The sequence below is a fragment of the Psychrobacter sp. 1U2 genome, assembly GCF_051847575.1.
In genome coordinates, this window is record NZ_JBPYDC010000002.1 from 32468 (window position 1) to 57288 (window position 24821).

Below are 24821 nucleotides of genomic sequence, written 5' to 3' on the forward strand. Positions count from 1 at the left end.
TGACATCCTCGCGCTTTTAGCCTTAACCATCACTATTGAACTCTAGAATAAACGATAAAAAAGACGCTAAGGATGGTCCTTAACATCTTTTTAATATTTAGCTTTTACTATTTAAGATCTAATCATTGTAGATGTAACTAGGTATAAAACCTTAATCTAAACGCAATAGCTCATTGACTGCTGTTTTTGCACGCGTTTGCGCATCAACTTTTTTGACGATGATAGCAGCGTATAGACTATGCGTACCATCTTCTGATGGCAAGCTACCTGGGACGACTACTGAACCTGCGGGTACACGGCCGCGATGAATCTCACCGGTTTCGCGATCATAGATACGCGTAGATTGGCCAATGTAGACACCCATAGAGATGACCGCGCCTTCTTCAACAATGACGCCTTCGACGATCTCAGAGCGTGCACCGATGAAGCAGTTGTCCTCAATAATGGTAGGATTGGCTTGTAGCGGCTCAAGCACACCGCCGATACCGACACCACCTGAGAGATGGACGTTTTTACCGATTTGCGCGCACGAGCCAACCGTTGCCCATGTATCGACCATCGCGCCTTGATCGACATAGGCGCCGATGTTGACATAGGATGGCATCAGTACCGCACCGGCTGCAATGTAAGAGCCTTTACGAGCGACGGCTGGTGGTACGACGCGTACGCCAGCTTCTTTGAACTGGGCTTCAGTCCAATCGGCAAATTTGGTCGGTACTTTGTCATAAAACTGCACATGCTCGCCAGCGGCTTGCACATAGTTGTCATTGAGACGAAACGAGAGTAAGACGGCTTTTTTGGCCCACTGATTGACCACCCATTCGCCATCCTTTTTTTCCGCGACGCGCAGGCTACCATTGTCTAACCGCTCAAGTACTTGCTCGATAGCGTCACGGACGTCTTGAGGCATATTAGCTGGGCTGTACTCGTTACGGTTTTCAAAGGCTTGTTCGATAGTTTGTTGTAATGACATAAAAATTCCTAAAATTAATAATGTAAGTTAAATGGATTTAAATTTTATAGTAAAGGTTCAACCTATTAATCCGCTGCCTATGGGTTAAAAATGGGGTTAAAAATGAGCTGCCGTATTGTCGCTAATTTTATGTCTTTTAGCAAATGAGTTGTTTAAGGGCTAGCAGCAGACTAGAAGCCCTTTTAGCTAGCAGTCGTATGGCTATTTATCCAGTCTAAAATATCTTCATAAACGGTTTGCTTTTCTACTTCATGGAGCGGTTCATGGCGCATATGCGGATAGAGTTTAACGTCTACTTCACTAAAGCTTTGCTCATTTAAGCGGTTGACCACTTTGCGTACGCCTTTACTCATATTACCCACAGGGTCATTTTGACCGCTGACAAATAGCATCGGAAAGTCTTTATTAATCGTCGCGGCCCAATCTTTATTTAGACCGGATTCCATTAGCTTAAATAGCGTTAAATAACCGTTATTCGTAAAGTCAAAACCCGTTAATGGGTCGGCTTCATACGCTTCAATACTGACTTGGTTTTCGGTCAGCCAAGCAAACTGCGAAGAAGAAATACGGTTATCAAGTTTGCTATTGAAGATTTTATTCATCATGTTAGCAAACACCGCATTGGGCTTCTTAGGAGCGATTTTGGCAAGCCATTTATTAATAGGTAAAATAACTTTAGCTAATGGATCGGCGTCAGCACTACCCATTAAAATAGCGCCGGCAAAGTTGTGTGCGTGATGCTTCATCACCGTACGCACGATAAACGAGCCCATCGAATGGCCCATAATAAAGTGCGGCACCTCTGGATGCTTCGCCTTTAAGCTATCTGCCATGATAATCACATCTTTTAATAAAGACTGCACCGGATGCGCTTCACCAAAGAAGCCAAACTCGCTTTCTGACTTAACCGTTTTGCCATGACCGAGCTGATCATAAGTGGCGACAGCGATACCATTATCTGCTAAGAACTGCGCAAAATCGCTATAGCGACCGCTGTGCTCCGCCATACCGTGAACGATTAATAGAGTCGCTGTGATCTGAGTCGCGCTATCTGTCGGTTCAAAAAAAGTATGATGCAGATAGTGACTGGTATTCGATGAAGTAATTTGCTCAGTAGTGCTCATTTAAAGATCCTTGATGAGTTTAATAAATAAGAATATAGCTTTTTTATAAGATTACTGCGCGCTTGAGTCTGATTTGGCGCGGTCATAAATAGTTTTGCCTTCCTTGATCGTTCTTACCACTTCTATATCACGGATACTATCAGCTTTTACCGTTAAAGGATTATTATCCAAAATGACTAAATCAGCAAGCTTACCGACTGCTAAAGAGCCTTTAGAGTCCTCTTCAAAGTACTCATAAGCGGCATTAGCAGTAATGGCTTTTAGCGCTTGATAGGGGCTAGCGCGCTCATCGACACCGATTGTTTTGCCGGTGCGCGAAGTACGATTGACCGCTGTCCACACGGAGAATAGCGGATCGACAGGGGTCACCGTGTCATCAGAATGGTTGGTATATTTTAGTCCCATGTCATCAGCAGTCGCAATAGGACTTAAAAAATTCGCTCGCTTCGCCCCTAAGTTTTTGACATGGACATCGCCCCAAAAGTAGGCGTGATTGGTAAAAAATGACGGCAGCATCTTATACTTCTTAAACGCTTCTAGTTGATCCGGACGCGCAAACTGTGCATGAATAGGCACGGTACGGCGGTCTTTATCAGCGGCTTGACCTGTTTTTTTGACGGCATATTCATGCGCCTTGATAATCATATCGGTGGCGCTATCGCCATTATTATGGATAAAAAGCTGATTATCTTGTGCATAAGCCTTGGCAAACATCTCATTCATTTCATTTTGGCTGATACTTGGCAGACCGCGGCAATCACTCTCACAATCGGCGACAGGCGTTAGATAAGGCTGAGTGAAATAAGCAGTTTTGCCTTGCGGGGAGCCATCAGCGATAATTTTGGTGCCTTGGACCTTAAAGCCGTTTTGGTAGGCTTTCCAAACAAAGTCTTTATCGGCTAAGTTTTCATCCAGATCACTGACGCCTGCCAATGATACTAAGTCGATTTTGAGCTTGCCAGCATCCGCTTGTGATTGAAAGAATTTAATCGCATCACGTGTGGTGGAGCCATCTTGCGCGGTAGTGATGCCATTACTCGCGTAGTAATCTTGGGTTTGATCAAAGAATTCAGCTTGCTTCGGACTTAGGGTCTTGAGGAGCGTGTACATAAACGGATACATCGCAGTTTCTTGCACGAGTCCATTGGGCTCGTTTGAGCCTTTGACACGAGCAATGTTGCCGCCTTCTGGCGCTTGGCTATCGGCAGTGATATCCATCAAAGCTAGGCCTTTGGAGTTTGCCACGCCCATGTGGCCACTGGTATGCTGCAAATAGACGGGGTTATTTGGGAGTACGCTATCGATCTCTTCTTTGGTTGGATGACGATCCTCGGCAAGCTGACTCTCATCATAGCCCCAACCATATATCCATTCACCATCAGCGATATTATGATCTTCTTTATACGCTTTTAGTACTTTAAGCATTTTATCGATACTATCAACATTACCGACAGGTGGCGGATTAAGGTCCGCTTGGCCAAAGGTGTTAGAAACCATACCAAAATGGCTGTGCGGATCGATAAACCCAGGTAACAAGGTTTGGTCTTTTAGATCGACTTGCGCGGCATTTTTGTGTTTTGCTTGCGCCGCATTTAAGCTGCCGACATAAGCGATTTTACCGTCTTTAGTCACTAACGCTTCGACCATCTCAGGAGTGTCACCTGCCATAGTGATAATATCACCATTATAATAAACGGTCGCTGCCGACTCTGATGATAATTGAGTTTCGTTGTTTTCTGTTAGCGTCTTATCGATTGCGCTGCAACCGATTAGGCTTGTTACAGCCATAGTTAATAAAGCGGGTTTAGCCAAGCGAGCTATCATTATTGACTGCAACATCGTCTTATCCTTAAATTATTCTTGATATTTTAATTAGCAAATATTTTATCCATCCTACAATAGACTGACTTAAAGTGGTATTAACTTATGTTCTAATCTTGGCATTCTTTTTTAATCATTAACAAAAGCGCGAGTTATGAAAAAGCTATCGACTACAATAAAGCGACCTACCAAAAAACTACTGCTCGTTGGAGCAGGGCACGCGCACATTGGCTTGCTACGCAGGCTTGCAAATAAGCGCTTAGATGATCTAGAGGATGTAGAAATAAGCATTATCACTGAGCAGCCGCAGACGATTTATTCTGGTATGTTACCCGGGTGGATGGCAGGACATTATAACCTTAGTGACATCAGTATCGACATTACTGAGCTTTGCAAGCGTGCCCGCGTGACCCTAGTACAGCGGCCTATCATAGCCGTTGATGCCAATACTCAAACTGTTACTACTGCTCAAGAAGAGCACTTTCATTATGATTTGTTATCGTTAAATACTGGTGCAGATACCGATATGACTTGGCTTAAAACTGACGCTTTAGCAGATGTAGCCTTAGAAAACACAGTGATTCCTGTACGACCGATATTCAATTTCGTAGCGCAGTGGCAACAGATCCTTGAGCAAGCTAAGCAAACGAGCTGTTATAAAGTTGCCGTAGTGGGTGCGGGCGCGGCAGCAACGGAGCTGGTGATGGCAGCACAGTTTGCTTTGCAGCAAATTAATCCCAATCATCAAGCTTATCTAGTCTGCGGTGAGCATCTGCTATCAAGCTTTGATACAGGATTTCGTGTGCGCGTCATTAAGCAATTGCAGCGCCATAATATTGAGATTATTTATCAGCGCGCCCAAGGCTTAACTAATGAGGAATTAGTGACATCCGCACAGACATTAGCTGTTGACGCAGTCATCGCCGCTACTGGCGTGATGGGCTCGGCTTGGACTAATCAGACTAATTTGGCCACAGTGGATGGAGGTTTTATCGCGGTCAATGATAAGCAGCAAAGCACTTCGCATGACAATGTGTTTGCCGTAGGTGATGTGGCAACCCGCGCGGATCGAGAAATGGCACATTCAGGCGTGCATGCGGTATTTGGTGGCAAAGTGGCAGCCGATAATTTACTGGCTTACCTAGCAAGTGAGACTTTGGCCCGCTATCAACCAAAAAACCGTACCTTATACTTGCTCGCTTGCGGCGATAAATATGCTATCGGTAGTTGGGGCAGCTTTAGCGTAGAAGGTCGCTGGGTCTGGTGGCTCAAACATTATATCGACAAACGTTTTGTCAACTCACATAAGTAGAGTTTGCAGGAATGATATCAACAATATCGATTTACAAAACAATAGTTTATCTATTATCGATTGTTTAGTTACACTGACTATCACACCGCGTCACAATAGAAAAATTAAATAGTGTAATAATAAATGAGTTATCACTCAAAAAAGCTATTTATCTTTAAAGTTTTCATATATTCTGCTTGCATACGAAGCAAACACCCAAGATTAAGACGATCATTGTCCAAAGGTCATACGTTATGAAATCCACCATTGAACTGCTTGAATTTACCGATTTTCCAGCGATTAAGCGCCGAGAATTAACTACGCTACAAGTAAACCTAGGTTATCTATGTAATATGTCTTGCGTCCATTGTCACGTGGCTGCTAGTCCTTATCGTACTGAAATGATGTCACGCGAGTTAGTTAAGCTGATATTAGAAGTATTACAAGCGCAAGATATGGATACGCTCGATCTCACAGGCGGCGCGCCTGAGATGCATAAGGATTTTAAATATCTAGTCAAAGAAGCCTGCGCCTTAGGGGTCAAAGTAATCGACCGCTGTAATCTAACGATTTTGATGGAAGAGGGTTATGAGGATATGGCGCAGTTTTTGGCGGATAATGGCGTCGAAGTAGTGGCCTCCTTGCCTTGTTATTCGCTGGAGAATGTCGATAAGCAGCGCGGCAAAGGTGCGTTTGATGACAGTATTTTAGGACTACATAAACTTAACGCACTTGGCTATGGCAAAGCGGATACTGATTTGACGTTGAATCTAGTGTATAACCCACAAGGGGCTACGTTGCCGCCCAATCAGCAGATGCTAGAGGCGGACTACAAGCGCGAGCTCAAAGAACATTTCGATATCGAGTTTAATCAGTTATTTGCGCTAACCAATATGCCGATTCAACGTTTTGGCGCGGTATTGTTAGCCAAAAATGAGTTTCATCCTTATATGGAGCTGCTCAAAGATAATTATGATGCTGATAATTTAAAAGAAGTCATGTGTCGCTCTACCATCAGTGTCAACTGGTTAGGTGAGCTGTTTGATTGTGACTTTAATCAGCAACTTGAGATGCCCGTACCCAATAAATCACGTCGTCATCTACGTGATCTGCTCAAGCAAAATCCTGCTGGCGATACTATCGCTATTGGCGATCATTGTTATGGCTGTACCGCAGGGCAAGGAAGTAGCTGCGGCGGCGCGCTAGAAGAGGAAAGCCAAGAATATAAACAAGACGAAAAGATTGTAGATTCGGCGGTTTAAAGCTGTTAAATAGATACCTTAAAAATTCCGTAATTTATTTTTACTACACTCGCTTTATTCCGTCTACACAGGACAGTATTAGCTTATGAAAAAGATTTTAATTGTCCTCGTGGTTGTCTTGGTCATCGCTGGATTCTTCTTCTTTGGTTTCGATGATTTATTGACCTTAGAAGGTATCCAGTCGCGCTTAGGACAGTTCTATGAGTGGCGCAACCAGTCGCCACTCCTAGTAGGTGGGTTATTCTTTTTAGCCTATCTTCTAGTCGCCGCCTTCTCCTTACCAGGCGCGGCTATTATGACTCTGCTAGCGGGGGCATTATTTGGTCTGTGGTGGGGTTTACTGCTAGCTTCCTTTGCGTCTAGCATTGGTGCGCTATTTGCTTTTTTAGCCTCGAGATTTTTATTTCGTGATAGCTTTCAAAGTAAGTTTGCAGGTAAGCTCAAAAGTATTAATGAAGGTGTTGAAAAGGACGGCGGGTTTTATTTATTCACCTTACGTTTATTGCCGCTATTTCCGTTTTTTATTGTCAACATCTTGATGGGTTTGACGACTATCAAAGCGTGGACTTATTACTGGGTCAGTCAAATAGGCATGTTGGCAGGGACTTTTGTTTACGTCAATGCCGGCGTGCAATTAGCACAGATTGAAAGCCTAAAAGACATTATCTCGCCGGCGTTACTAGGCTCATTTGCGTTATTAGCAATATTTCCATTACTCGCCAAAAAAGCACTCGATTGGTACAAAGCTCGGCAAGTTTATAAAGGCTGGAATAAGCCTAAAACCTTCGATCGTAACATGGTGGTGATCGGCGCGGGGGCTGGGGGATTGGTATCTTCTTATATTGCCGCTACCGTAAAAGCCAAAGTCACTTTGGTTGAGGCCAATAAGATGGGCGGCGACTGTCTAAATTATGGCTGCGTACCGAGTAAATCACTAATCAAAAGCGCAAAAGTCGCGCACAACATGCGTCATGCTGAAGCGTTTGGTCTGCAAAACGTCGAAGTCGATTATGACTTTAAAGCCGTGATGAGCCGCATCCAGCAAGTGATCAAAAAGATCGAACCCAATGACAGTGTCGAGCGTTACACAGGTCTTGGCGTCGATGTGATCAAAGGCTACGCCACTATCATTGATCCGTGGACGATGGAGGTTAAGGGTAATGATGGTCAAGTACAGCGCCTCACCACGCGCAATATTGTCATTGCGGCCGGTAGCAGGCCCTTTATACCGCCGATTGACGGTTTAGAGACCGTTGATTATCTGACCAGTGATAACCTTTGGGAAAAACTCAGTCATCAATCCTCGCCGCCTAAGCACTTGGTGATTATCGGTGGTGGGCCAATTGGTTGCGAATTATCACAAGCGTTTGCGCGGCTAGGCTCAAATGTCACGCAAATTGAGCGCGGCAGTCGTTTACTGAAGAAAGAAGATTTAGAAGTCGCTGATTATACTCAACAGTGTTTAGAAGCCGATGGCGTGACAGTTCTGCTTAACCACGATACGGTTCGTTGTGAGCGCGACAAGATTAATAATGAGCTGCAGCGTTTAATTATTAAAGACAAGCAAGGGCTAGAGACGGCTTTAGAGTTTGACGCTTTGATTCTTGCAGTCGGCCGCGAGGCTCGTACCACAGGTTATGGTCTTGAGAATTTAGGCATAGATACTGAGGGTACTATCGTTACCAATGACTACCTGCAAACCAAATTTCCTAATATATTAGCGGCGGGCGATGTCGCAGGCCCTTACCAGTTCACTCATGTGGCTTCGCATCAAGCTTGGTATGCGGCAGTTAATGCGCTATTTGGTGGTCTAAAAAAGTTCAAAGTCGATTATCGCGTGATTCCTTGGGTGACTTTTATCGATCCTGAAATCGCGCGGGTTGGGCTTAGTGAGACTGAGGCCAATGAGCAAGATATCGACTTTGAAGTGACGCGTTATGATATCAGCGACCTTGATCGCGCGATAACGGAGAGTCAAGCGACAGGCTGGGTAAAAGTTTTGACTGTACCCAATAAAGATAAAATACTCGGCGTAACTATCGTCGGTCATCATGCCGGCGAGCTGATAGCCGAATACGTGCTAGCAATGAAACACAACTTAGGTCTCAATAAAGTACTGGGCACTATTCATACTTATCCGACGATGAGTGAAGCCAATAAATATGCAGCAGGGGAGTGGAAGCGTAATCATGCCCCAGAGACTTTACTCAAATGGGTAGAGAAATACCACAGATTTAAACGGAGTTAAATATGAGCTTATTCAAGAGCACTATTAATTTTTCAAGCAAGCGTTTACTGACTAAGACAGCAGTCGCGACTTCTATACTATTGGCCAGTATGGCAAGCTACGCCGACTTTAATCATGGCACTTGGGACCGTTTGTTAAATAAAAACGTCACGATGACCAATGGCGGCAAAGCTTCCGTTGTCAATTATAATGGTATGAAAGCCGATGAAGCTAAACTTGATAGTTACATGGCAGCGACTAGCAAAGTCAGTCAGTCTGAGTTCAATCGTTGGAGCAAGGATGAGCAATTAGCCTTTTTGATCAACGTCTATAACGCAGGCACCGTAGAGTTGATACTAACCAAATATCCAAATATAAAATCGATTAAAGATATTGGCGGGATTTTTAGCTCGCCTTGGAAGCAAGATTTTGTGACTTTATTAGGTGAAAAGCGCTCGCTTGATGATATCGAGCACAACCTGATTCGCGGCTCCAAGCGTTACAACGAACCGCGTATTCACTTTGCGGTGAACTGCGCAAGCATTGGTTGTCCGGCGTTATTGGATGACGCTTATACAGGTAATAAACTGGATAAACAGTTAGAACAAGTGACCAGTAAGTTCCTCGCTGATAGCAGTCGCAATCGCCTTAAAGGTAGTACGCTTGAGGTATCGCCTATTTTTAAATGGTACAAAGAGGACTTTGAGAATAACTGGCGCGGCACTAAGGATCTGGAAGGGTTTTTGGCGCGTTATAGCTCATCACTAGGTCTCAATAAATCACAAACCGCTGATCTAAAAAATGGTAAAACTAAGATTGACTACACAAGCTATAATTGGAACTTAAACAAAAAATAAAAGTACGCTCAATTATGACGGCTACAGTTGCTATTATTATCCCTATACTTAATGAGGCGGATAACCTGCCTCATTTGTTTGCCAGCATCAGTGCTCTCAATCCATCACCGCAGCAAGTCGTCTTAGTAGATGGCGGTTCAAAAGATAATTCTATTATCGTCGCTAAAGATATTCTTAAAGCATTAAAGGCTGATAATAAATCATCTATCGACTGGCAGATTATTGAATCCAAAGCCGGACGCGCTGTACAAATGAATGCAGGCGCCGCGTTAGCCACTAGTGATATTTTGCTGTTTTTACATGCTGACACTAAGCTACCAACCCAAGCTATATCTGAGGTGATAACTGCTATAAAAAACTCAAAGTGGGGACGTTTTGATGTTAAGTTAAATAGTCGTCAGCCGACGCTTTGGCTAGTCAGCCAAATGATAAACTTACGCTCACGGTTCACTAGCATTGCTACCGGCGATCAAGCTATCTTTATTACCCGTAAGCTTTTTGAGCAAGTTGGTGGTTATCCTAAGCAAGCCTTGATGGAAGATATCGAGCTTTGCAAACGTTTGAAAGGAATGACCAAACCTGCTTGTCTAAAAACTAAGGTGATAACTTCAGCGCGGCGTTGGCAACAGCATGGTACGTGGCGGACCATTATTCTGATGTGGCAGCTGCGCTTTGATTATTGGCGCGGGGTATCAGCGGATAATATTAAACAGCGTTATTATAAATAATACAGTTAATCCTAAATGAGAATAATACAGCTATGCCAACGTGCTACTGGTATAAATTTTCCTTGCGTGCTGCGTACCCAGAGGCTGCGCAAAATTCATCCCAGTAGCACTGGGTTTGTTTTATAGTGGATCAAATATAGAAAACTCTTAATATGAATCAAAAACAAAATACCTGTATTATCCTTTTCGCCAAATTCCCAGCTGAGGGTAAAGCAAAAACCCGGCTACAACCCGCGCTTGGTGTTGAAGGTTCTGCGCAAATGGCGCGTAAACTACTTTTGCATAGTATCGAGCAAGCGCTAGCGACGGACTTTAGCGTTGAATTATGTGTCAGTCCGGCGCCAAGCCATCTGTGTTGGCAAACGCTAGATTTACCTAAATCATTGCTGTGGTCAGCGCAAGCGGATGGCGATTTGGGAAAGCGAATGCTAAGCGCCAGTCAGAATGCGCTAGATAATTTCGAAAAGGTGCTTTTAATAGGGAGCGATTGTCCTGATCTCACCACTGAGCGGATACAAGGTGCGGCAAAACAATTAATCGAACAAGATAGCGTTATAGTTCCCGCCTTTGATGGCGGTTATGTGTTGCTTGGCTTTAAAAAAGCTGAGGCAAGTCTTTTCTCAAACATGACATGGAGTGTCAGTGATGTTGCCGCAGTGACTGAGCAGCGCATCAAGGACTTAAATTGGTCGCTAGCTATGTTAGAGCCTTTGCCAGATATCGATGAGCCTGAAGATTTGCAATACTTGCCCGTAGGTTGGCTCGATGATTATAAAGTTGTAGCCTACAACGGCTAAAAAGCCATCAACTATGGGATGGCTTTGCTTATTTAAAAAACTAACCTAGTTAAGGCAACAACGCACTCAGCTTCGTCTTAGTCTCCTCGCTCATCGCCTCAACAGGTGTCACTAACGCTTGCGCTAAAGCCGTATGCGCAATAGAGTCAGGCTGTTCGCTGGCGAGTATAGCAACGGCTTCTTTGACAACTTGCTGCGCGTTATTCGCATTTTTCATGAGATTTTGAATTGCGTAATCGGCACTGACAGCTTCCTCGTTTGGATGCCATGAGTCAAAATCTGTCACCAATGCTAGCGTGGCATACGCCATGCTCGCTTCACGCGCAAGCTTAGCCTCTGGCATATTGGTCATGCCAATAATGTCCGCATTCATTTGGCGATACCACTGCGACTCAGCGCGAGTGGAGAACTGCGGTCCTTCAATACAGACGTAAGTCGCCTGCTTATGACATTGGCCTTCGCTAATATTCGCTTGACTATAGGCGCGATGCAACACTTCGCTAAGCTCAAGGCACAATGGATCTGCCATCGTCACATGGGCCACCGCGCCCTCGCCAAAGAACGTGCTGACTCGCTGCTTAGTCATATCGATCATCTGATCTGGAACGACCATATCTAAAGGTTTAAGGTGCTCTTGTAGTGAGCCAACTGCCGAGACTGAAATCACATAACGCACGCCTAAGGTTTTTAGCGCATAGATATTAGCGCGGTATGGAACTTCTGACGGGCTAAATTTGTGCCCTTGGCCGTGGCGCGTCAAAAAAGCGACTGTCACGCCATTTAGCTCACCCATAACGATATCATCAGAAGGTTTGCCAAAAGGTGTGGAGATTTTTATCTGGCGCTTATTGCTCAGCGCTTGCATCTGATAAAGGCCGCTACCGCCAATGATGGCAATGTCAGCGGATAAATGAGCGGTGTCTTCTACTAAGGTTGAAATCATATTAGTCCCAAATGAAGGAGTTAAAGAAACGAATAGTTTTGACTATTAGTAGCATTTGTCTCTTAAAATAAAAATAAAATAGCGCTTAAAATACTAAACCTAGCGTTTAGAGATAACCATTAGCTTCTCGTAACTCTTTTATATATCCCTTGAGCCAGCTCCTTAACCACCATAGTTTGACTCTGCACAAAGCCATTATATTTAGGTAAGTTATCATCGACGTCTCTGATGCGGCGGTTATAAAACAGATGCATAGCAGGCTCAGGCAGCGCGGACTTATCAGGATAGTTATCGGTAGGAATTAATACCAGATTACCGCCTACAGCGGTCTCTATACTAGGCTTATGACAGCGTTTGCATAATCCACGGCTGATATTCGGCGGCAGTTTCCAGCTACGAAAGCGTGTTTTATCTATCTCTAATTCGCTGAGATCTGATTTTAGTAAAACCGTAACATCATTATAAGCCTTACCGGTATAATCCTGACAGATAGTACAGTGGCAAATGAAGCGCGCCATAGGAGTATGATTAATGGTATAAGTGTTGCTATAACAGGAGCAAGAGCCTTCTTGTGGGGTAAATTGGTCGCTCATAAGGGAGTCCTTTTTTATAAAAATTTATTTGTGTGCATTTTTGACATTCATTAGGGCAAAATATAGCATTTTCTTGACCTGCCAGTGTAGTGGCTTTAAGTAGAGCTGCTGAGAATTCACATAAAAAAAGAGACCTTAGTAGGTCTCCATTTTATTTATTATCAGCAAAGTCTTAACAACCCAGCTTGCCTTCAGCTTCTAGCGCTTTTTTACTACGAATAGGCGCAGGGCAATCCTCGCCGTAGTACTGACGATCGGCAAAGTAGCTTGAGCGTACCATAGGGCCGGCCCAAATACTAAAGAAGCCAATCTTTTTGCCGTAATCCATATAACGCTGAAACTCATCAGGATGCACATAACGATCGACTGGGGCATGATTTTTACTCGGCTGCAAATATTGACCGACGGTAATCATATCGACATCATGCGCTTTTAGATCGTCAAGTAGCGCATAAACCTCTTCTTCGGTCTCACCAAGTCCGACCATAAAGCCGCATTTAGTGGCGATATCAGGACGACGCTCTTTATAGAGCTTAAGCAAATCGAGCGAGTGCTGATAGTCAGAACCAGGACGGAAGGCTTTATACAGACGCGGTACGGTTTCGATATTATGGTTAAATACGTCAGGCGCGGTTTCAGTGAGTAAGTCCAAGGCGATATCCATACGGCCACGAAAGTCAGGGACTAAGATTTCGATCAAGCAATTTGGACTTAGCGCTCGTGATTCATTGAGTACTTCTACAAAATGATTGGCACCGCCATCTTTTAGATCATCGCGATCCACAGAGGTGATAACCGCATATTTCAGCTCAAGCCCTTGAATAGTCTCAGCGGTATGACGCGGCTCATCTTTATCGAGCTCATTAGGGCGACCATGACCGACATCACAAAACGGGCAACGACGCGTACAGATATCGCCCATAATCATAAATGTTGCGGTGCCATCAGAGAAGCACTGTGCTAAGTTTGGGCAAGCAGCTTCTTCACAAACGGTATAGAGCTTTTGCTCGCGCAGTTTGGCTTTGATGCGTGCCACCTCGGCCGGTGAGGACATTTTTACACGAATCCAATCTGGTTTTTTCTTAGCTTCGACTGTCGGAATGACCTTAATCGGAATACGCGCGACTTTATCGTAGCCCCGTAATTTTTCACCTTGAATGGCTTTTTTGGGTTTTACTCTTGGCGCAGGAACATGGGTTTGTACGGCAGTAGTCATAATCAATGATCTCTTAACCCTTGATAAGATAAGGGTTTATGGAATTATCGGCATGCTTCATAGGTGTCTTTATTATAGCAGATATTGCGCTCAGGGTTTATTATTCAACCCTTTACTCTATGGCTTGTTGTTGTTTAAATTATCGATATTTATGCCCATCTCATTAAACACTTCGATGGCAGCGCGAAAAGCCTCTTGGGTGGCAGGCGCGCCGCAGTAGGGCAGGCTGTGCATGAGTACTTCGCGAATCTCAAGGGGACTTGCTCCGTTATTTATAGCCCCGCGAATATGGCCTTTTAGCTCGGTCGGACTCTTTTGTGCAATCAAAAACCCTAAGGTAATTAAAGAGCGATACTTACGTGGTAAAACGCTGTCATCTTGCCAGGTCGTGCCCCAAGCATGCTCAATGATCCAGTCTTGCAAAGGCTGAGTAAATGAGGTTGCTGCAGCGAGTGAGCGCTTAACATGTGCCTCTCCCATGACCTCAGTACGTACTTTTAAACCCTTTTTATAGTTTGAATGGTCATCATTATTGCTCATCTTATTATCCTTAATTTTTAACATTCAATCAGACTCGTTCATTGAGTCAGTTTTGATGATATTCAACGTCAAACAATTCATTCTCAAAATTATTGAGCTTGTATGTTTAGTATTTACTCTAATAGCGACTACTATTTTTATAATAAATATTGAATATGGCTTGGTTCTACGCCTTTTGCAGCCTAAGCCATTAACTTTTTGAGCGTTTTAAGCTATCATTGCAGCACAAATATTTCAATGACTACATTCCCTTAATTATTTCCTATAGCGCATCTACGCAGGCTGTCATTCTGACTACCCACGCAATGTGCTAGCCCAACTACGAGGACAATTATTGTGTTAGAAGCTTATCGTAAACATGTCGCCGAGCGTGCTGAGCTTGGAACCGTTCCACTACCACTAAGCGAAAAACAAGTCGCAGAGTTGGTTGAATTATTAAAAAATCCACCAGCGGGCGAAGATGAGTTCTTGATGAACTTGCTAGAAAACCGCATTCCAGCCGGTGTGGATCAAGCCGCTTATGTAAAAGCTGCTTTTTTAGCCGCTATTGTAAAAGGTGAAGCGAGCTCACCACTTATCGATAAGAAAAAAGCAGTAGAAATCTTAGGTACTATGCAAGGTGGCTACAACGTACAGCCATTAGTTGCAGCACTAGACGACTCTGATGTCGCACAAGACGCAGCAGAAGCATTGAAAAAGACTTTGCTAGTATTTGACGCGTTCAACGATGTGACTGAAAAAGCCGAAGCCGGCAATGATATCGCAAAAGAAGTGATTCAGTCTTGGGCAGATGCTGAATGGTTCTTGAACCGCGCCGAGGTACCAAAGAAATCAACGTATACGACCTTTAAAGTCACTGGCGAGACTAACACCGATGACTTGTCACCTGCGCAAGACGCGTGGAGCCGTCCTGATATTCCATTGCATTCATTAGCCATGCACAAAAACTCTCGCGATGGTATCACCGCTGATGAAGAGGGCGTTGTTGGCCCAATGAAGCAGATCGAAGAGCTAAAGAAAAAAGGCCATCAATTGGCTTATGTTGGTGACGTCGTCGGTACCGGCTCTAGCCGTAAGTCAGCGACCAACTCAGTACTATGGCTGATGGGCGAAGACATCCCGAACGTACCAAACAAGCGCGGCGGCGGTCTAGTATTAGGTAACAACATTGCTCCTATCTTCTTTAACACTATGGAAGACTCAGGCGCATTACCAATCGAAAAAGTCGCGGTTGATAATCTAAACATGGGCGATGTGTTTGACATCTATCCACATGACGGCAAAATCACTAAGCATGACTCAGATGAAGTGATCTCTGAGTTCAAACTAAACTCACCAACGCTACTTGACGAAGTGCGTGCTGGTGGCCGTATCCCATTGATCGTTGGTCGTGGTTTGACTAACCGTGCGCGTGAGTACATGGGTCTGGGTCATTCTGACGTATTCGCTAAGCCTGAAGAGCCAGCTGATACCGGTAAAGGCTTTACTCTTGCACAGAAGATGGTTGGTAAAGCGTGTGGTCTAGAGGGCGTACGTCCTGGTATGTACTGTGAGCCAAAAATGACCACAGTCGGTAGTCAGGATACTACTGGTCCGATGACTCGTGATGAGCTAAAAGACTTGGCTTGCCTAGGTTTCCAAGCGGATCTAGTGATGCAGTCATTCTGCCATACCGCCGCTTATCCAAAGCCAGTCGACGTTGAGACTCAGCACACGCTACCTGACTTTATCATGAACCGCGGCGGCGTGAGCTTACGTCCGGGCGATGGTATCATTCACAGCTGGCTGAACCGTATGCTACTTCCAGATACCGTTGGTACTGGTGGTGACTCGCATACGCGTTTCCCAATGGGTATCTCATTCCCAGCGGGTTCTGGTCTAGTGGCATTTGCTGCAGCGACTGGTGTGATGCCACTCGATATGCCTGAATCTGTTCGCGTTCGCTTCGTCGGTGAGCGTCAGCCTGGTATCACGCTACGTGACCTTGTGCATGCGATTCCTTATCAAGCGATCAAAGAAGGTTACTTAACCGTTGATAAGAAAGGCAAAATCAACGAATTCAATGGTCGTATCCTTGAGATCGAAGGTCTAGAAGACCTAACCGCTGAGCAAGCGTTCGAGTTATCTGATGCGTCGGCTGAGCGTAGTGCTGCTGGTTGTACTATTACGCTTTCTGAAGAATCAGTAACTGAGTATCTAAACTCAAACATCACCCTGCTTAAGTGGATGATCTCAGAAGGCTATGGCGATGCGCGTACTATCAGCCGCCGTATCGAGCAGATGCAAGACTGGCTCGCGAATCCAAGCCTAATGCGTGCTGACGAAGACGCTGAATATACTATCGATATGACCATCGATATGAGCGAGATCAAAGAGCCTATCCTATGCTGCCCGAACGATCCAGACGATGCTAAGACATTGGCTGACGTCGCAGGCGACACTATCGATGAGGTATTTATCGGCTCGTGCATGACTAACATCGGTCATTTCCGCGCGGCAGGTAAACTGCTACAAGACGTACCAGCAGGTAGCCTAAAGACTCGTTTATGGATTGCACCGCCAACCAAAATGGATGCGCGTCAGTTGATGGAAGAGGGCTACTACAACATTTACGCGCAAGCCGGCGCTCGTACTGAAATGCCAGGTTGTTCACTATGTATGGGTAACCAAGCACGTATCGCGCCGAAATCTACTGCGGTATCGACGTCGACTCGTAACTTCCCGAACCGTCTCGGTCAAGGCGCGAACGTTTATCTAGCATCAGCTGAGCTTGCTGCTGTCGCTGCGGTACTAGGTAAATTGCCAACCAACGACGAATATCAGCAATACGCTGGCATGCTCAACAGCATGGGCGATGAAGTTTATCAATACATGAACTTCGATCGTATGGAAGAGTACACCGAAGAAGCGGACAAAATTAACGTGGCTCAGTTGACTTAAGCTTTGATGTTTTAAGTTTTACTGCTCTTATATAAATCGGAACCCCGTATCGAGATGATGCGGGGTTTTTTTATAACTATAAAATACTTTAATAACTGTTTGCAAACTTTTATTGAGTGTTTATACTCTAATGAACTGGTCAAATTTTTGGTTGGCGATTTAACTCTTACAAATAAATGATGACAAACCCTATGGAAAATAAAAATATGCTCGATAAAGCGACGCCGCCACCCTTACCACAGAATACTATCAATAATAATGCCGCCGAAGCGAACTACGGAATTATTGATTGGTTTAAAAAAGCCTTGAGAAATTATGTCAATTTCTCGGGTCGTGCTCGCCGTAAAGAATTTTGGTATTTTTTCTTAGTACAATTAGGTCTAACCATCGTTGCAATGATAGTAGATACCATAATATTTAGTTCAGAGACGGGACTGTTTTATATTATAGTAGCGTTTGGCTTGTTTCTGCCAGGTTTGGCGGTGACGGTGCGCAGATTACATGATATTGGTCGTTCAGGATGGTGGTTTTTGATATCGTTTGTGCCGCTTATAGGCGGTATCATATTATTAGTGTTTATGGCAAGCGATACCAAGCATGAAACCAATCAATGGGGACCGCCAGCAAAGTAAGCTTAATAGCAGTCTTATACTTGAACAAGCTTAAACAACTGCAAACGACTAAAAGTTTAAAAACCCTTTATCTATATATTAAGATAAAGGGTTTTGGGACTTACTTCCCCTGATAAACTGGCTTGCGCTTTTCCATAAACGCTGTAATCCCTTCTTTGAAATCATCAGTCTGAGCCATCATGTTTTGTTGCTCGACCTCCATGCCAAGCGCTTCGTTAAGTCCTGAGAAAGCATGAATGTTGATCATATGCTTCATAGAGGCCAGCGCTTTACCCGGTAGTTGACTTAAGCGCGAGGCTAATGCGGTGACCTCGTTGTCAAGTTCCTCGGCGCTAACCACTTTATTGACTAAATCTAACCTTGCGACATCATCAGCTTTGAGCTTATCGCCGAGCATGACCAGCTCAGTAGTTTTGGCCGCGCCAACTAATTGATTCAACAGATAGATACCGCCGGCATCAGGTATGAGGCCTATGTTGACAAAGGCTTGCACGAATTTGGCATTGTCACTTGCGATACGAAAGTCACAAGTCAACGCTAAGTTCATGCCTGCGCCAGCCACCGCGCCTTCTAATTTGGCGATGATAGGCTTATGGATATTACGCAATTTAAGGCTGACCTCAGCGACTTCACGCAGCATAAAATCAAGCTTAGCCACTAGCGCCTCGGACTCCATACCGTTCTCTAGCATCTCGCCGATATGACCACCGCTTGAGAAGTTGCCGCCGCCGCCTTGCAAGACGATAACGCGTACCTCATCATCGTTATCCGCCTGATCGAGTGCGTCCATAATGGCGCCTTTTAACGGCGTACTAAAGGCATTTAGGGTTTTAGGATCGTTCATGGTGATAGTGGCGATGTAGTTACTTACTTGATAATCGACAAGCGCTTGTGACATAAGGGTTATCCTTTTAATAGTTAGAGATTAAATAAAGCGAGCTAACAAATAGTCCAATGCCAGTTACTATAGCAGGTTAAAGGGCGCGCTAAAATCTGATTTGGTGTACCTTTGCGCCATATTTATTGTCAGATGCAAGCAGCTATTTACAAATATCACTACTAAACTTATGAGTTGTAAATTATGCTGATTATACGAAGTTAGACAGAATGATATGCTCGTTTAAACATTCGTACAAATGTAATAATAAACCACATAAACAAGGAAGAGTTATGCCAACGATTACAGTAAATAATGCCGACATTTATTATGAAGACAGCGCGCCCAATGATCAGCAAAAGCCCGTGATTGTCTTTGCTCATGGTTTGCTTTGGAGCGGTAGAATGTACGACAAGCAAGTCGAACATTTTAAAAAGGACTATCGCTGTATCGCTTTTGACTTTCGTGGGCAAGGGCAGTCACAGATCACCAAAGACGGCTACGACATGGATAATTTAACCAAAGATACTATGGCGCTACTGGACGCGCTAGATATCGATAAGTGTCACTTTGTCGGCCTATCTATGGGTGGGTTTGTCGCTCAGCGCATCGCTATTCATCATCCTGAGCGCTTACTGTCGCTATCTTTGTTAGAAACTTCTGCGGATGCCGAGGATCCCAAAAATGTCCCACAGTATCGCAAGCTAATGAAAGCGATTCGCTGGCTTGGCATGAAGCGCGTGAGTCAAAAGGTGATGCCGATTATGTTTGGCAGCACCTTTTTAGAAGCCAAAGAGCGTAAGGCCGATCGTAAAGAATGGTTATCCATGCTGCAAAGTAACCGTAAAGGCGGCACAATTAAGGCAACGACGGGCGTTATCGACCGTGCCGGGGTTTATGAGCGATTGGGAGATATTCAGACACCAACCTTAATCATCGTCGGTGATGAAGATGCAGCGACACCTTATGATAAGTCTGAGCGTATGCACTTTGCCATCGATGGCTCCAAGCTTGCGGTGATTAAAGGCGCAGGTCATACTTCGACCGTTGAAGAGCCTGAGCAAGTCAATAGAGTACTAGGCGAATTTTTGGATAGGATTGAAGGCTGGTATTAATCAGTAGAATGGTAGCTTTAAAGACAAAAGCCGTTATCGAGAAGATAGCGGCTTTTGAGTTTTATTTATAGCGAGTTTTAATGATTCTAAGCTATCAATGATAGCCAATTACAGTCGTGAGCTATAGTCAGTATTATCATTATTGATAGTGCCAAATACTTTTGCACGGTTGATAATCTCTGTCGCCCAAGCGCGATGCGTGGCTGGTTCTAGCATGGTATTGTTATATTTGAATACGGCTTTGGCCTCGCTATGGAGTATCGCTTGCGCCTCATCTAAAGTACTTGCCGGTACGCAATACGCTTGCTGTACTAAGGCAATTTGACTCGGGTGAATGACGGTTTTGCCGACTAAGCCCAAGCTGACATCACGCGTTAATTCTTGCATAAATAGCGTGGGCTGATCTAAGTACTCAAAGACAGGCGCAGTGAGATAAAAGCCATGCGGCACAAAGCAGCCAAGCAGCTGATAAGCCAAAGTGCCAATAGGGGTGTCATAGACAATACTATTTTTAGGACGGCGCAGACGTAGCGCGGCAAATAGATCATTCCCGCCAATACGTAAGGCAAAAACAGGCTGACTAAACGCTTCTTTAAAGCCAATAGCCAGCTCTTGATTATGATGCGGATTGAAGAGCGCGGCTGTCTCTAAAGTCGGCATTAGTAGCTGGTCGGTGCTGAGATTCTGACAAGCCATGCGCCAATTGGACAAGCTACACATATCGACCTTCGGCATCACAAAGCCATCGAGCAATTCAATATGCTTATAATGCGCGAGTTTTTGTAGCATCATCGGATTACGCGGACGCACAAACACTAACGGCCGCGTGGGCTGCTCTTGCTTATTGCTCTCAGGCGTCGAGGGATCGTTGATACTATCAATATGCGCCGCCCAAGTGTTGAGCAGCTCTTGCAACCTTTCTAATGCTAGCTCCACATCATCATGGTTAACTGCGTCCTCAACACAAATAATAATACTATTAATCGTCGATAATTTGTCACGCTTGATGACTTGCCAGATATCTTGCCGAGTTGCTGGCATGTACAAGCTTGCACCCAGCTGGTAAGGGTGATGAGTATGCGGCCTTAGCAGGGCATGGCGCTCAGTGATGAGGTGCTCATAAGACTGCGTATAATTATACAGATCTGACTCGTTATTAGAATTATTTGGGATATCTGGCATAGTTGGCATCATAATCAGTTAAAAAAAAGATAGTAAACAAGAGAAGTCGCGGAAATACAAAGCACTGAAGTACTGGTCGCTGAAGTACAAACAAGCTAAGCCCGGCTAGTGCGTTTTTTGATCAGAGTGATCGCTTGATAAGGTAATATTTTAGCACCTAACACACTGATTTCAATATCTCTATCACGGCATAAATGTCGTAATAATGTCGTATCAGGATGATCGGCAGTCGCGAGCAAGATGCGCTCAGGGTCGCGGCGTAATATCGCGCGGGTCGCCTCGGCGATAGTGGGTTTGATACGGTTGCGATTGTCGATACTGTACTCTGTTGCTATTCCATCAATGATGCTTTGCGTGTTATATCTAGGCTGCGTAAAGGTGACTAAACGCTTAGGCGTTGTCGTTAATTGTTGCCGCGCTGACTCAATCTGTTCAATAAACTCTAAGCTGTGATCGATAGCGTCTAAGTTATCATAAAAGATAGCGCGATGTAGCCCTGATTGCGGCTCGGTATAAAGCGAGCGCGATATCAGTCCGGATACGGTGCTATTTAATAGCCCTGAAGGAATAAGCCAGTCATCAAAGCTTGCCGCCAGCCAAGCGACGCCAGCAGGGTCGGCAAGGGTGAGTAGCGGTATAACCTCCTTACCTTGATGAAAAATGTTAACAAAGCTAGGATGGTTATTATCGCTAAAAGGCTCAAGACTACCCGCCAGTTCTTGATAGATAGCGCCTTTGCCAGTCCAACCATCAACGAAAACGATAGGACTATCGGGATGATTGTCCAATATTGATTGCAAAGCGACGGGGTCAAGACCACGATCGCGAATGATGCTAATGCCGTAGTGTTTAGTTGGCAAGGCATAAGCGCTATTACTATTTGTCAAAGCGCGCTGCAATAACACGCCAACGGGCAGTCCGGCGCGTACTAAGCTGACTAAAATTAATGGTTTTTTCTCATTGACAGTATTGTGAAAAATGTCATGCAAGGTATACGCTAAATTAGCAATATCACTAGCGGTGCGCGCTTTGCCGTCTGCTAGAGCTTGCAAATATAGCTGCTCATGCCGAGCGCTTGGCGCTTGCTCTAAGGTGAGCATATCGGAATAGTGACGCTGACCACTTTGAATCAGTACTTCTTTTTCACTGACTGGCACATCCGCCACGGCGTCTTTGTCAACGATATCTAGGAGCACCGTGACATCGTCAGCCAGATAGCTGCCTGAGCCAAATGTTTCTAAGTCTTTTATTATTGCTTTTGTCATTGAATGCTCTAGGGTTATTTTGATTGTTGAGAGTCGCATTGTTCATGCAGCTGGCCGTGATTGGGCATCCCGTACCAGTCTAGCAATTGTAAAAAAGGCAAATCCGCTAAGCTATCACCAAAACCAAAGCTCGGTCTGCTGCTTTCTAAATGCTGATCTAGCAAAAACTGTACCGCATGACGCTTGTGTACACCATGCGGCAAAATGGCTAAGTTATTAGCGTTCACATGCACATAAAAGTCTTGATCAAAATTACGTATCAATTTAGGCAGCTGTTCGGCAAGCTTTATCAAGGCTTGATGATCTTTTTGCGCATGTTTAATCGCTAGATATATGATTAGCTCTTCAGTATCAGCGCCGTCATTGAAGCTATCACTGTGCGCGGTGAGTTTTAGATGGCTGTTGTCGTTACTGCTGTGCTGAGTAAGTAACTGGCTCAGCTGGCTCAGCTTATCCTGCAATGGCGCAAGCTCGCTATGCATATGCTGTTGCCACTGATTCTCAAGCTTGCCATCCTGAGTTAAAATAATCGCCCCATGAGTCAAAACTTGCCAACTGGCAAAAGGTAATTTTACTCGTTTAATCTCCGCGCGGTCACGAGCGGTCACCACGATCAATTCAGTACTCGCTAATAACCAATTAAAAAAGCTCGCTTGCCGAGTGCTCATAAAGCTCAGCGGCTCACCTTGTTTATTCACTGTTGCACACACTAAATTGTCAGCTTTGGAAGTTGGCAGCTCCCAAGCGTCTATTTTGCGCTGCGTCTGGAATAGGGTATCGTCTAAATCCATGAGCGTATAGGGTTTTATAAGGTTTGGACGCGCTTGGAAGAAAGGGATAGTCATAGATTTGCCCCTATTACTAATACATTATCCAAATCTTGCCACATCGGGTCAACGCTATCGTTAGAGGTCTCCACACATAACACAATCAAGTCCCAATCATCAGGCTCGACATTATAAACAAAGTTGGTCATGCCAAGGCCATAGTTATCACTAAAGCTGAGCATAGTGTTAATCGCACCGCCAAGTGCTATTGGCGAGCGCGTCAAAGCACTAAATTTAACGCTATGTTTTTCATTGTTTATAGTGGTGTTTTGCTCAAGCCATTCGGCTAATAAAAACGGCAACCACACAAACTCATTACTGCCTAACACTAACATTCGCTTGGGTAATTTGCCTTTATAAAAAGTAGCCTGCTCGCTAAAACCTGCAAAGGCTTGCTGAAAACGCTTCAAATAATCAGCAAAGCCGCCTGTACTATCAGGCGTCGGAAAGCGTCCCCAATTGCCAGTAGCACCAACAGGTTGCGTGCCCGCTTCAGTGGTATCGACTGCGGGCATAGTGATAGGTTCAGGATTTGGCGCATCCGTCCACTGCCAAGCGCCGGATAATAGATGATGACGCTGAAACTCAATGTTCGGCAGGCGAGAAGATATACTGTCATCGGCATTATCAGTATTGTCTTTAGCTAATGACCAATCGACCAAAGTAGTGAGATGGACTTGCTGCAATTGGCTAAGACCTGCGTCTCGTAAAGCCGTTACCACATTGACGCAAGTATTCCCGGTTGACGCTTCATCATCGACCATGATTAAAGTTTTGCTAGCGAGGAGCTGTGTCTGTCTATTTTTATCGCTACTTTGATAAATTAAATGCTGGCTAGCATGGCTATGATCTTCGCTAAAGGTAGTGAATAAAGCTTCTTGGTTGCTTTCGTTATGCTGAGCGTGACGGGTAGAATTTAATAGCAAAGTATCTGGGTAGCGAGTTTGCAGCGCTTGATGCACACCTGCCGACAGTCCTACAGCAGTCTCAGCCATACCAATCACTAAAATAGGCTCAGGCAAATTATCAGGCACTAAGTTTGCCAAATCGGTAAAAGCACTACGCATAATACTAGGCGCGACAGGAATATGGCGGCCTAAGACTTTGGAGACGAATAAAAACGCGCGTTTTGGATTGATACGCTGAGCAAAGCCGAGCAGGTCTTCAAGCTGGTAGGTATTATCATTTTTGCTATGAGTCTGATAAGTGAGATCTAATTTGCCGCGAGGCAGGGTGATGGTCGTACTTTGTGGCTTAGCTGACATTCATATTCCTTAACCTAGCTTTTCAAAGCGGTTTTTATAGTCGAGATTTTATCTCGTTTATCTGAGTATTGGGTTGCTTACTGGATTGGTCTTTGACCTTATCACTGGTGCTTACAGATTACCGTGACTTTGCTTACTAAACTGCGCTTGCACAATAATGAGATTGTTATTAAATTCCAATAAAAAACAGTTATCTGTCACTTTTATTTTTATTTTAAGCTAAAAGTATACTGGCTTAGCGTTTTTTATCATCATATATGAATTACTAATAGAATGTCATGGTGTTGATATTTTTTATAATCGTAACGAAGATGACTTGTAATCCGGCTACGCTATAAGCATAACG

General features: G+C 44.5%; 21 protein-coding genes. 9 read left to right on the forward strand and 12 right to left on the reverse strand.

Features of this window, described 5'->3' with window-relative positions:
- Positions 1 to 151: 151 nt before the first annotated feature.
- The 3 genes from dapD to ACS8FD_RS01365 form a co-directional block, all read right to left on the reverse strand.
- Positions 152 to 973, reverse strand: a complete 822-nt coding sequence (gene dapD, locus ACS8FD_RS01355; protein WP_439274077.1) for a 2,3,4,5-tetrahydropyridine-2,6-dicarboxylate N-succinyltransferase — start codon at positions 971 to 973, stop codon at positions 152 to 154.
- A gap of 182 nt (positions 974 to 1155) precedes the next feature.
- Positions 1156 to 2097, reverse strand: a complete 942-nt coding sequence (locus ACS8FD_RS01360) for an alpha/beta fold hydrolase (RefSeq protein ID WP_439274078.1) — start codon at positions 2095 to 2097, stop codon at positions 1156 to 1158.
- 51 nt (positions 2098 to 2148) lie between these two features.
- The gene (locus ACS8FD_RS01365; protein ID WP_439274079.1) at positions 2149 to 3885 is read right to left on the reverse strand and encodes an amidohydrolase; all 1737 of its coding nucleotides are present in this window, start codon (positions 3883 to 3885) and stop codon (positions 2149 to 2151) included.
- Between the two features lie 187 nt (positions 3886 to 4072).
- On the opposite strand from ACS8FD_RS01365, the gene ACS8FD_RS01370 reads away from it, so the two are divergent.
- The 6 genes from ACS8FD_RS01370 to ACS8FD_RS01395 all read left to right on the forward strand — a co-directional run bounded on the left by ACS8FD_RS01370 (position 4073) and on the right by ACS8FD_RS01395 (position 11080).
- Positions 4073 to 5230, forward strand: coding sequence for an FAD-dependent oxidoreductase (locus ACS8FD_RS01370; RefSeq protein WP_439274080.1), 1158 nt, complete (start codon positions 4073 to 4075; stop codon positions 5228 to 5230).
- Between the two features lie 233 nt (positions 5231 to 5463).
- Entirely contained in the window at positions 5464 to 6471 is a 1008-nt protein-coding gene (gene arsS / locus ACS8FD_RS01375; protein ID WP_439274081.1) for an arsenosugar biosynthesis radical SAM (seleno)protein ArsS, read from the forward strand.
- Between the two features lie 85 nt (positions 6472 to 6556).
- A complete protein-coding gene (locus tag ACS8FD_RS01380; protein WP_439274082.1) occupies positions 6557 to 8719 on the forward strand; it encodes an FAD-dependent oxidoreductase in 2163 nt (720 codons plus the stop codon).
- Positions 8720 to 8721: 2 nt separating this feature from the next.
- Positions 8722 to 9555 carry a DUF547 domain-containing protein gene (locus tag ACS8FD_RS01385; protein ID WP_439274083.1) on the forward strand — a complete coding sequence of 278 codons (834 nt, stop codon included), beginning with the start codon at positions 8722 to 8724 and terminating at the stop codon, positions 9553 to 9555.
- A gap of 14 nt (positions 9556 to 9569) precedes the next feature.
- Positions 9570 to 10283, forward strand: coding sequence for a TIGR04283 family arsenosugar biosynthesis glycosyltransferase (locus ACS8FD_RS01390; RefSeq protein ID WP_439274084.1), 714 nt, complete (start codon positions 9570 to 9572; stop codon positions 10281 to 10283).
- 152 nt (positions 10284 to 10435) lie between these two features.
- Positions 10436 to 11080 (forward strand): TIGR04282 family arsenosugar biosynthesis glycosyltransferase, encoded by a 645-nt coding sequence (locus tag ACS8FD_RS01395; protein ID WP_439274085.1) that lies wholly within the window; start codon positions 10436 to 10438, stop codon positions 11078 to 11080.
- Positions 11081 to 11129: 49 nt separating this feature from the next.
- On the opposite strand, the gene mtnP is transcribed toward ACS8FD_RS01395, so the two are convergent.
- From mtnP to ACS8FD_RS01415, 4 genes are all read right to left on the reverse strand, one after another.
- Positions 11130 to 12023 (reverse strand): S-methyl-5'-thioadenosine phosphorylase, encoded by an 894-nt coding sequence (gene mtnP, locus ACS8FD_RS01400; RefSeq protein WP_439274086.1) that lies wholly within the window; start codon positions 12021 to 12023, stop codon positions 11130 to 11132.
- A gap of 119 nt (positions 12024 to 12142) precedes the next feature.
- The gene (locus ACS8FD_RS01405; protein ID WP_439274087.1) at positions 12143 to 12616 is read right to left on the reverse strand and encodes a GFA family protein; all 474 of its coding nucleotides are present in this window, start codon (positions 12614 to 12616) and stop codon (positions 12143 to 12145) included.
- Positions 12617 to 12788: 172 nt separating this feature from the next.
- Positions 12789 to 13832 carry a lipoyl synthase gene (lipA, locus tag ACS8FD_RS01410; RefSeq protein WP_439274088.1) on the reverse strand — a complete coding sequence of 348 codons (1044 nt, stop codon included), beginning with the start codon at positions 13830 to 13832 and terminating at the stop codon, positions 12789 to 12791.
- A 117-nt stretch (positions 13833 to 13949) separates the two neighbouring features.
- Positions 13950 to 14372 (reverse strand): carboxymuconolactone decarboxylase family protein, encoded by a 423-nt coding sequence (locus tag ACS8FD_RS01415; protein WP_439274089.1) that lies wholly within the window; start codon positions 14370 to 14372, stop codon positions 13950 to 13952.
- Positions 14373 to 14708: 336 nt separating this feature from the next.
- Between ACS8FD_RS01415 and acnB the strand changes: the two genes are divergently transcribed.
- Together acnB and ACS8FD_RS01425 are read left to right on the forward strand one after the other, a co-directional pair.
- Entirely contained in the window at positions 14709 to 17312 is a 2604-nt protein-coding gene (acnB, locus tag ACS8FD_RS01420; protein ID WP_439274090.1) for a bifunctional aconitate hydratase 2/2-methylisocitrate dehydratase, read from the forward strand.
- A gap of 191 nt (positions 17313 to 17503) precedes the next feature.
- Positions 17504 to 17944: a DUF805 domain-containing protein gene (locus ACS8FD_RS01425; RefSeq protein WP_439274091.1), complete on the forward strand. Its 441-nt coding sequence runs from the start codon at positions 17504 to 17506 to the stop codon at positions 17942 to 17944.
- 100 nt (positions 17945 to 18044) lie between these two features.
- Here ACS8FD_RS01425 and ACS8FD_RS01430 read toward each other — a convergent pair whose 3' ends face one another.
- Positions 18045 to 18842 carry an enoyl-CoA hydratase-related protein gene (locus tag ACS8FD_RS01430; protein ID WP_439274092.1) on the reverse strand — a complete coding sequence of 266 codons (798 nt, stop codon included), beginning with the start codon at positions 18840 to 18842 and terminating at the stop codon, positions 18045 to 18047.
- A gap of 272 nt (positions 18843 to 19114) precedes the next feature.
- On the opposite strand from ACS8FD_RS01430, the gene ACS8FD_RS01435 reads away from it, so the two are divergent.
- Positions 19115 to 19936, forward strand: a complete 822-nt coding sequence (locus tag ACS8FD_RS01435; RefSeq protein WP_439274093.1) for an alpha/beta fold hydrolase — start codon at positions 19115 to 19117, stop codon at positions 19934 to 19936.
- Between the two features lie 108 nt (positions 19937 to 20044).
- Here ACS8FD_RS01435 and ACS8FD_RS01440 read toward each other — a convergent pair whose 3' ends face one another.
- The 4 genes from ACS8FD_RS01440 to ACS8FD_RS01455 form a co-directional block, all read right to left on the reverse strand.
- On the reverse strand, positions 20045 to 21118 hold the full coding sequence (locus ACS8FD_RS01440) for an HpcH/HpaI aldolase/citrate lyase family protein (RefSeq protein ID WP_439274094.1): 1074 nt from the start codon (positions 21116 to 21118) through the stop codon (positions 20045 to 20047).
- A 95-nt stretch (positions 21119 to 21213) separates the two neighbouring features.
- Complete coding sequence (locus ACS8FD_RS01445) at positions 21214 to 22383, reverse strand: cysteine protease StiP domain-containing protein (RefSeq protein ID WP_439274095.1); 1170 nt, start codon at positions 22381 to 22383, stop codon at positions 21214 to 21216.
- Between the two features lie 14 nt (positions 22384 to 22397).
- Positions 22398 to 23228 (reverse strand): HAD hydrolase family protein, encoded by an 831-nt coding sequence (locus tag ACS8FD_RS01450; protein ID WP_439274096.1) that lies wholly within the window; start codon positions 23226 to 23228, stop codon positions 22398 to 22400.
- Positions 23225 to 24475 carry a phosphoribosyltransferase domain-containing protein gene (locus ACS8FD_RS01455; RefSeq protein WP_439274097.1) on the reverse strand — a complete coding sequence of 417 codons (1251 nt, stop codon included), beginning with the start codon at positions 24473 to 24475 and terminating at the stop codon, positions 23225 to 23227. Before ACS8FD_RS01455 ends, ACS8FD_RS01450 begins: the two co-directional genes overlap by 4 nt.
- Between the last annotated feature and the right edge of the window lie 346 nt (positions 24476 to 24821).

Coding starts and splice junctions, on each gene's coding strand:
- dapD (WP_439274077.1), bottom strand. CDS start 973: ATGTCATTACAACAAACTATCGAACAAGCCTTTGAAAACCGTAACGAG.
- ACS8FD_RS01360 (WP_439274078.1), bottom strand. CDS start 2,097: ATGAGCACTACTGAGCAAATTACTTCATCGAATACCAGTCACTATCTG.
- ACS8FD_RS01365 (WP_439274079.1), bottom strand. CDS start 3,885: ATGGCTGTAACAAGCCTAATCGGTTGCAGCGCAATCGATAAGACGCTA.
- ACS8FD_RS01370 (WP_439274080.1), top strand. CDS start 4,073: ATGAAAAAGCTATCGACTACAATAAAGCGACCTACCAAAAAACTACTG.
- arsS (WP_439274081.1), top strand. CDS start 5,464: ATGAAATCCACCATTGAACTGCTTGAATTTACCGATTTTCCAGCGATT.
- ACS8FD_RS01380 (WP_439274082.1), top strand. CDS start 6,557: ATGAAAAAGATTTTAATTGTCCTCGTGGTTGTCTTGGTCATCGCTGGA.
- ACS8FD_RS01385 (WP_439274083.1), top strand. CDS start 8,722: ATGAGCTTATTCAAGAGCACTATTAATTTTTCAAGCAAGCGTTTACTG.
- ACS8FD_RS01390 (WP_439274084.1), top strand. CDS start 9,570: ATGACGGCTACAGTTGCTATTATTATCCCTATACTTAATGAGGCGGAT.
- ACS8FD_RS01395 (WP_439274085.1), top strand. CDS start 10,436: ATGAATCAAAAACAAAATACCTGTATTATCCTTTTCGCCAAATTCCCA.
- mtnP (WP_439274086.1), bottom strand. CDS start 12,023: ATGATTTCAACCTTAGTAGAAGACACCGCTCATTTATCCGCTGACATT.
- ACS8FD_RS01405 (WP_439274087.1), bottom strand. CDS start 12,616: ATGAGCGACCAATTTACCCCACAAGAAGGCTCTTGCTCCTGTTATAGC.
- lipA (WP_439274088.1), bottom strand. CDS start 13,832: ATGACTACTGCCGTACAAACCCATGTTCCTGCGCCAAGAGTAAAACCC.
- ACS8FD_RS01415 (WP_439274089.1), bottom strand. CDS start 14,372: ATGAGCAATAATGATGACCATTCAAACTATAAAAAGGGTTTAAAAGTA.
- ACS8FD_RS01425 (WP_439274091.1), top strand. CDS start 17,504: ATGGAAAATAAAAATATGCTCGATAAAGCGACGCCGCCACCCTTACCA.
- ACS8FD_RS01430 (WP_439274092.1), bottom strand. CDS start 18,842: ATGTCACAAGCGCTTGTCGATTATCAAGTAAGTAACTACATCGCCACT.
- ACS8FD_RS01435 (WP_439274093.1), top strand. CDS start 19,115: ATGCCAACGATTACAGTAAATAATGCCGACATTTATTATGAAGACAGC.
- ACS8FD_RS01440 (WP_439274094.1), bottom strand. CDS start 21,118: ATGCCAGATATCCCAAATAATTCTAATAACGAGTCAGATCTGTATAAT.
- ACS8FD_RS01445 (WP_439274095.1), bottom strand. CDS start 22,383: ATGACAAAAGCAATAATAAAAGACTTAGAAACATTTGGCTCAGGCAGC.
- ACS8FD_RS01450 (WP_439274096.1), bottom strand. CDS start 23,228: ATGACTATCCCTTTCTTCCAAGCGCGTCCAAACCTTATAAAACCCTAT.
- ACS8FD_RS01455 (WP_439274097.1), bottom strand. CDS start 24,475: ATGTCAGCTAAGCCACAAAGTACGACCATCACCCTGCCTCGCGGCAAA.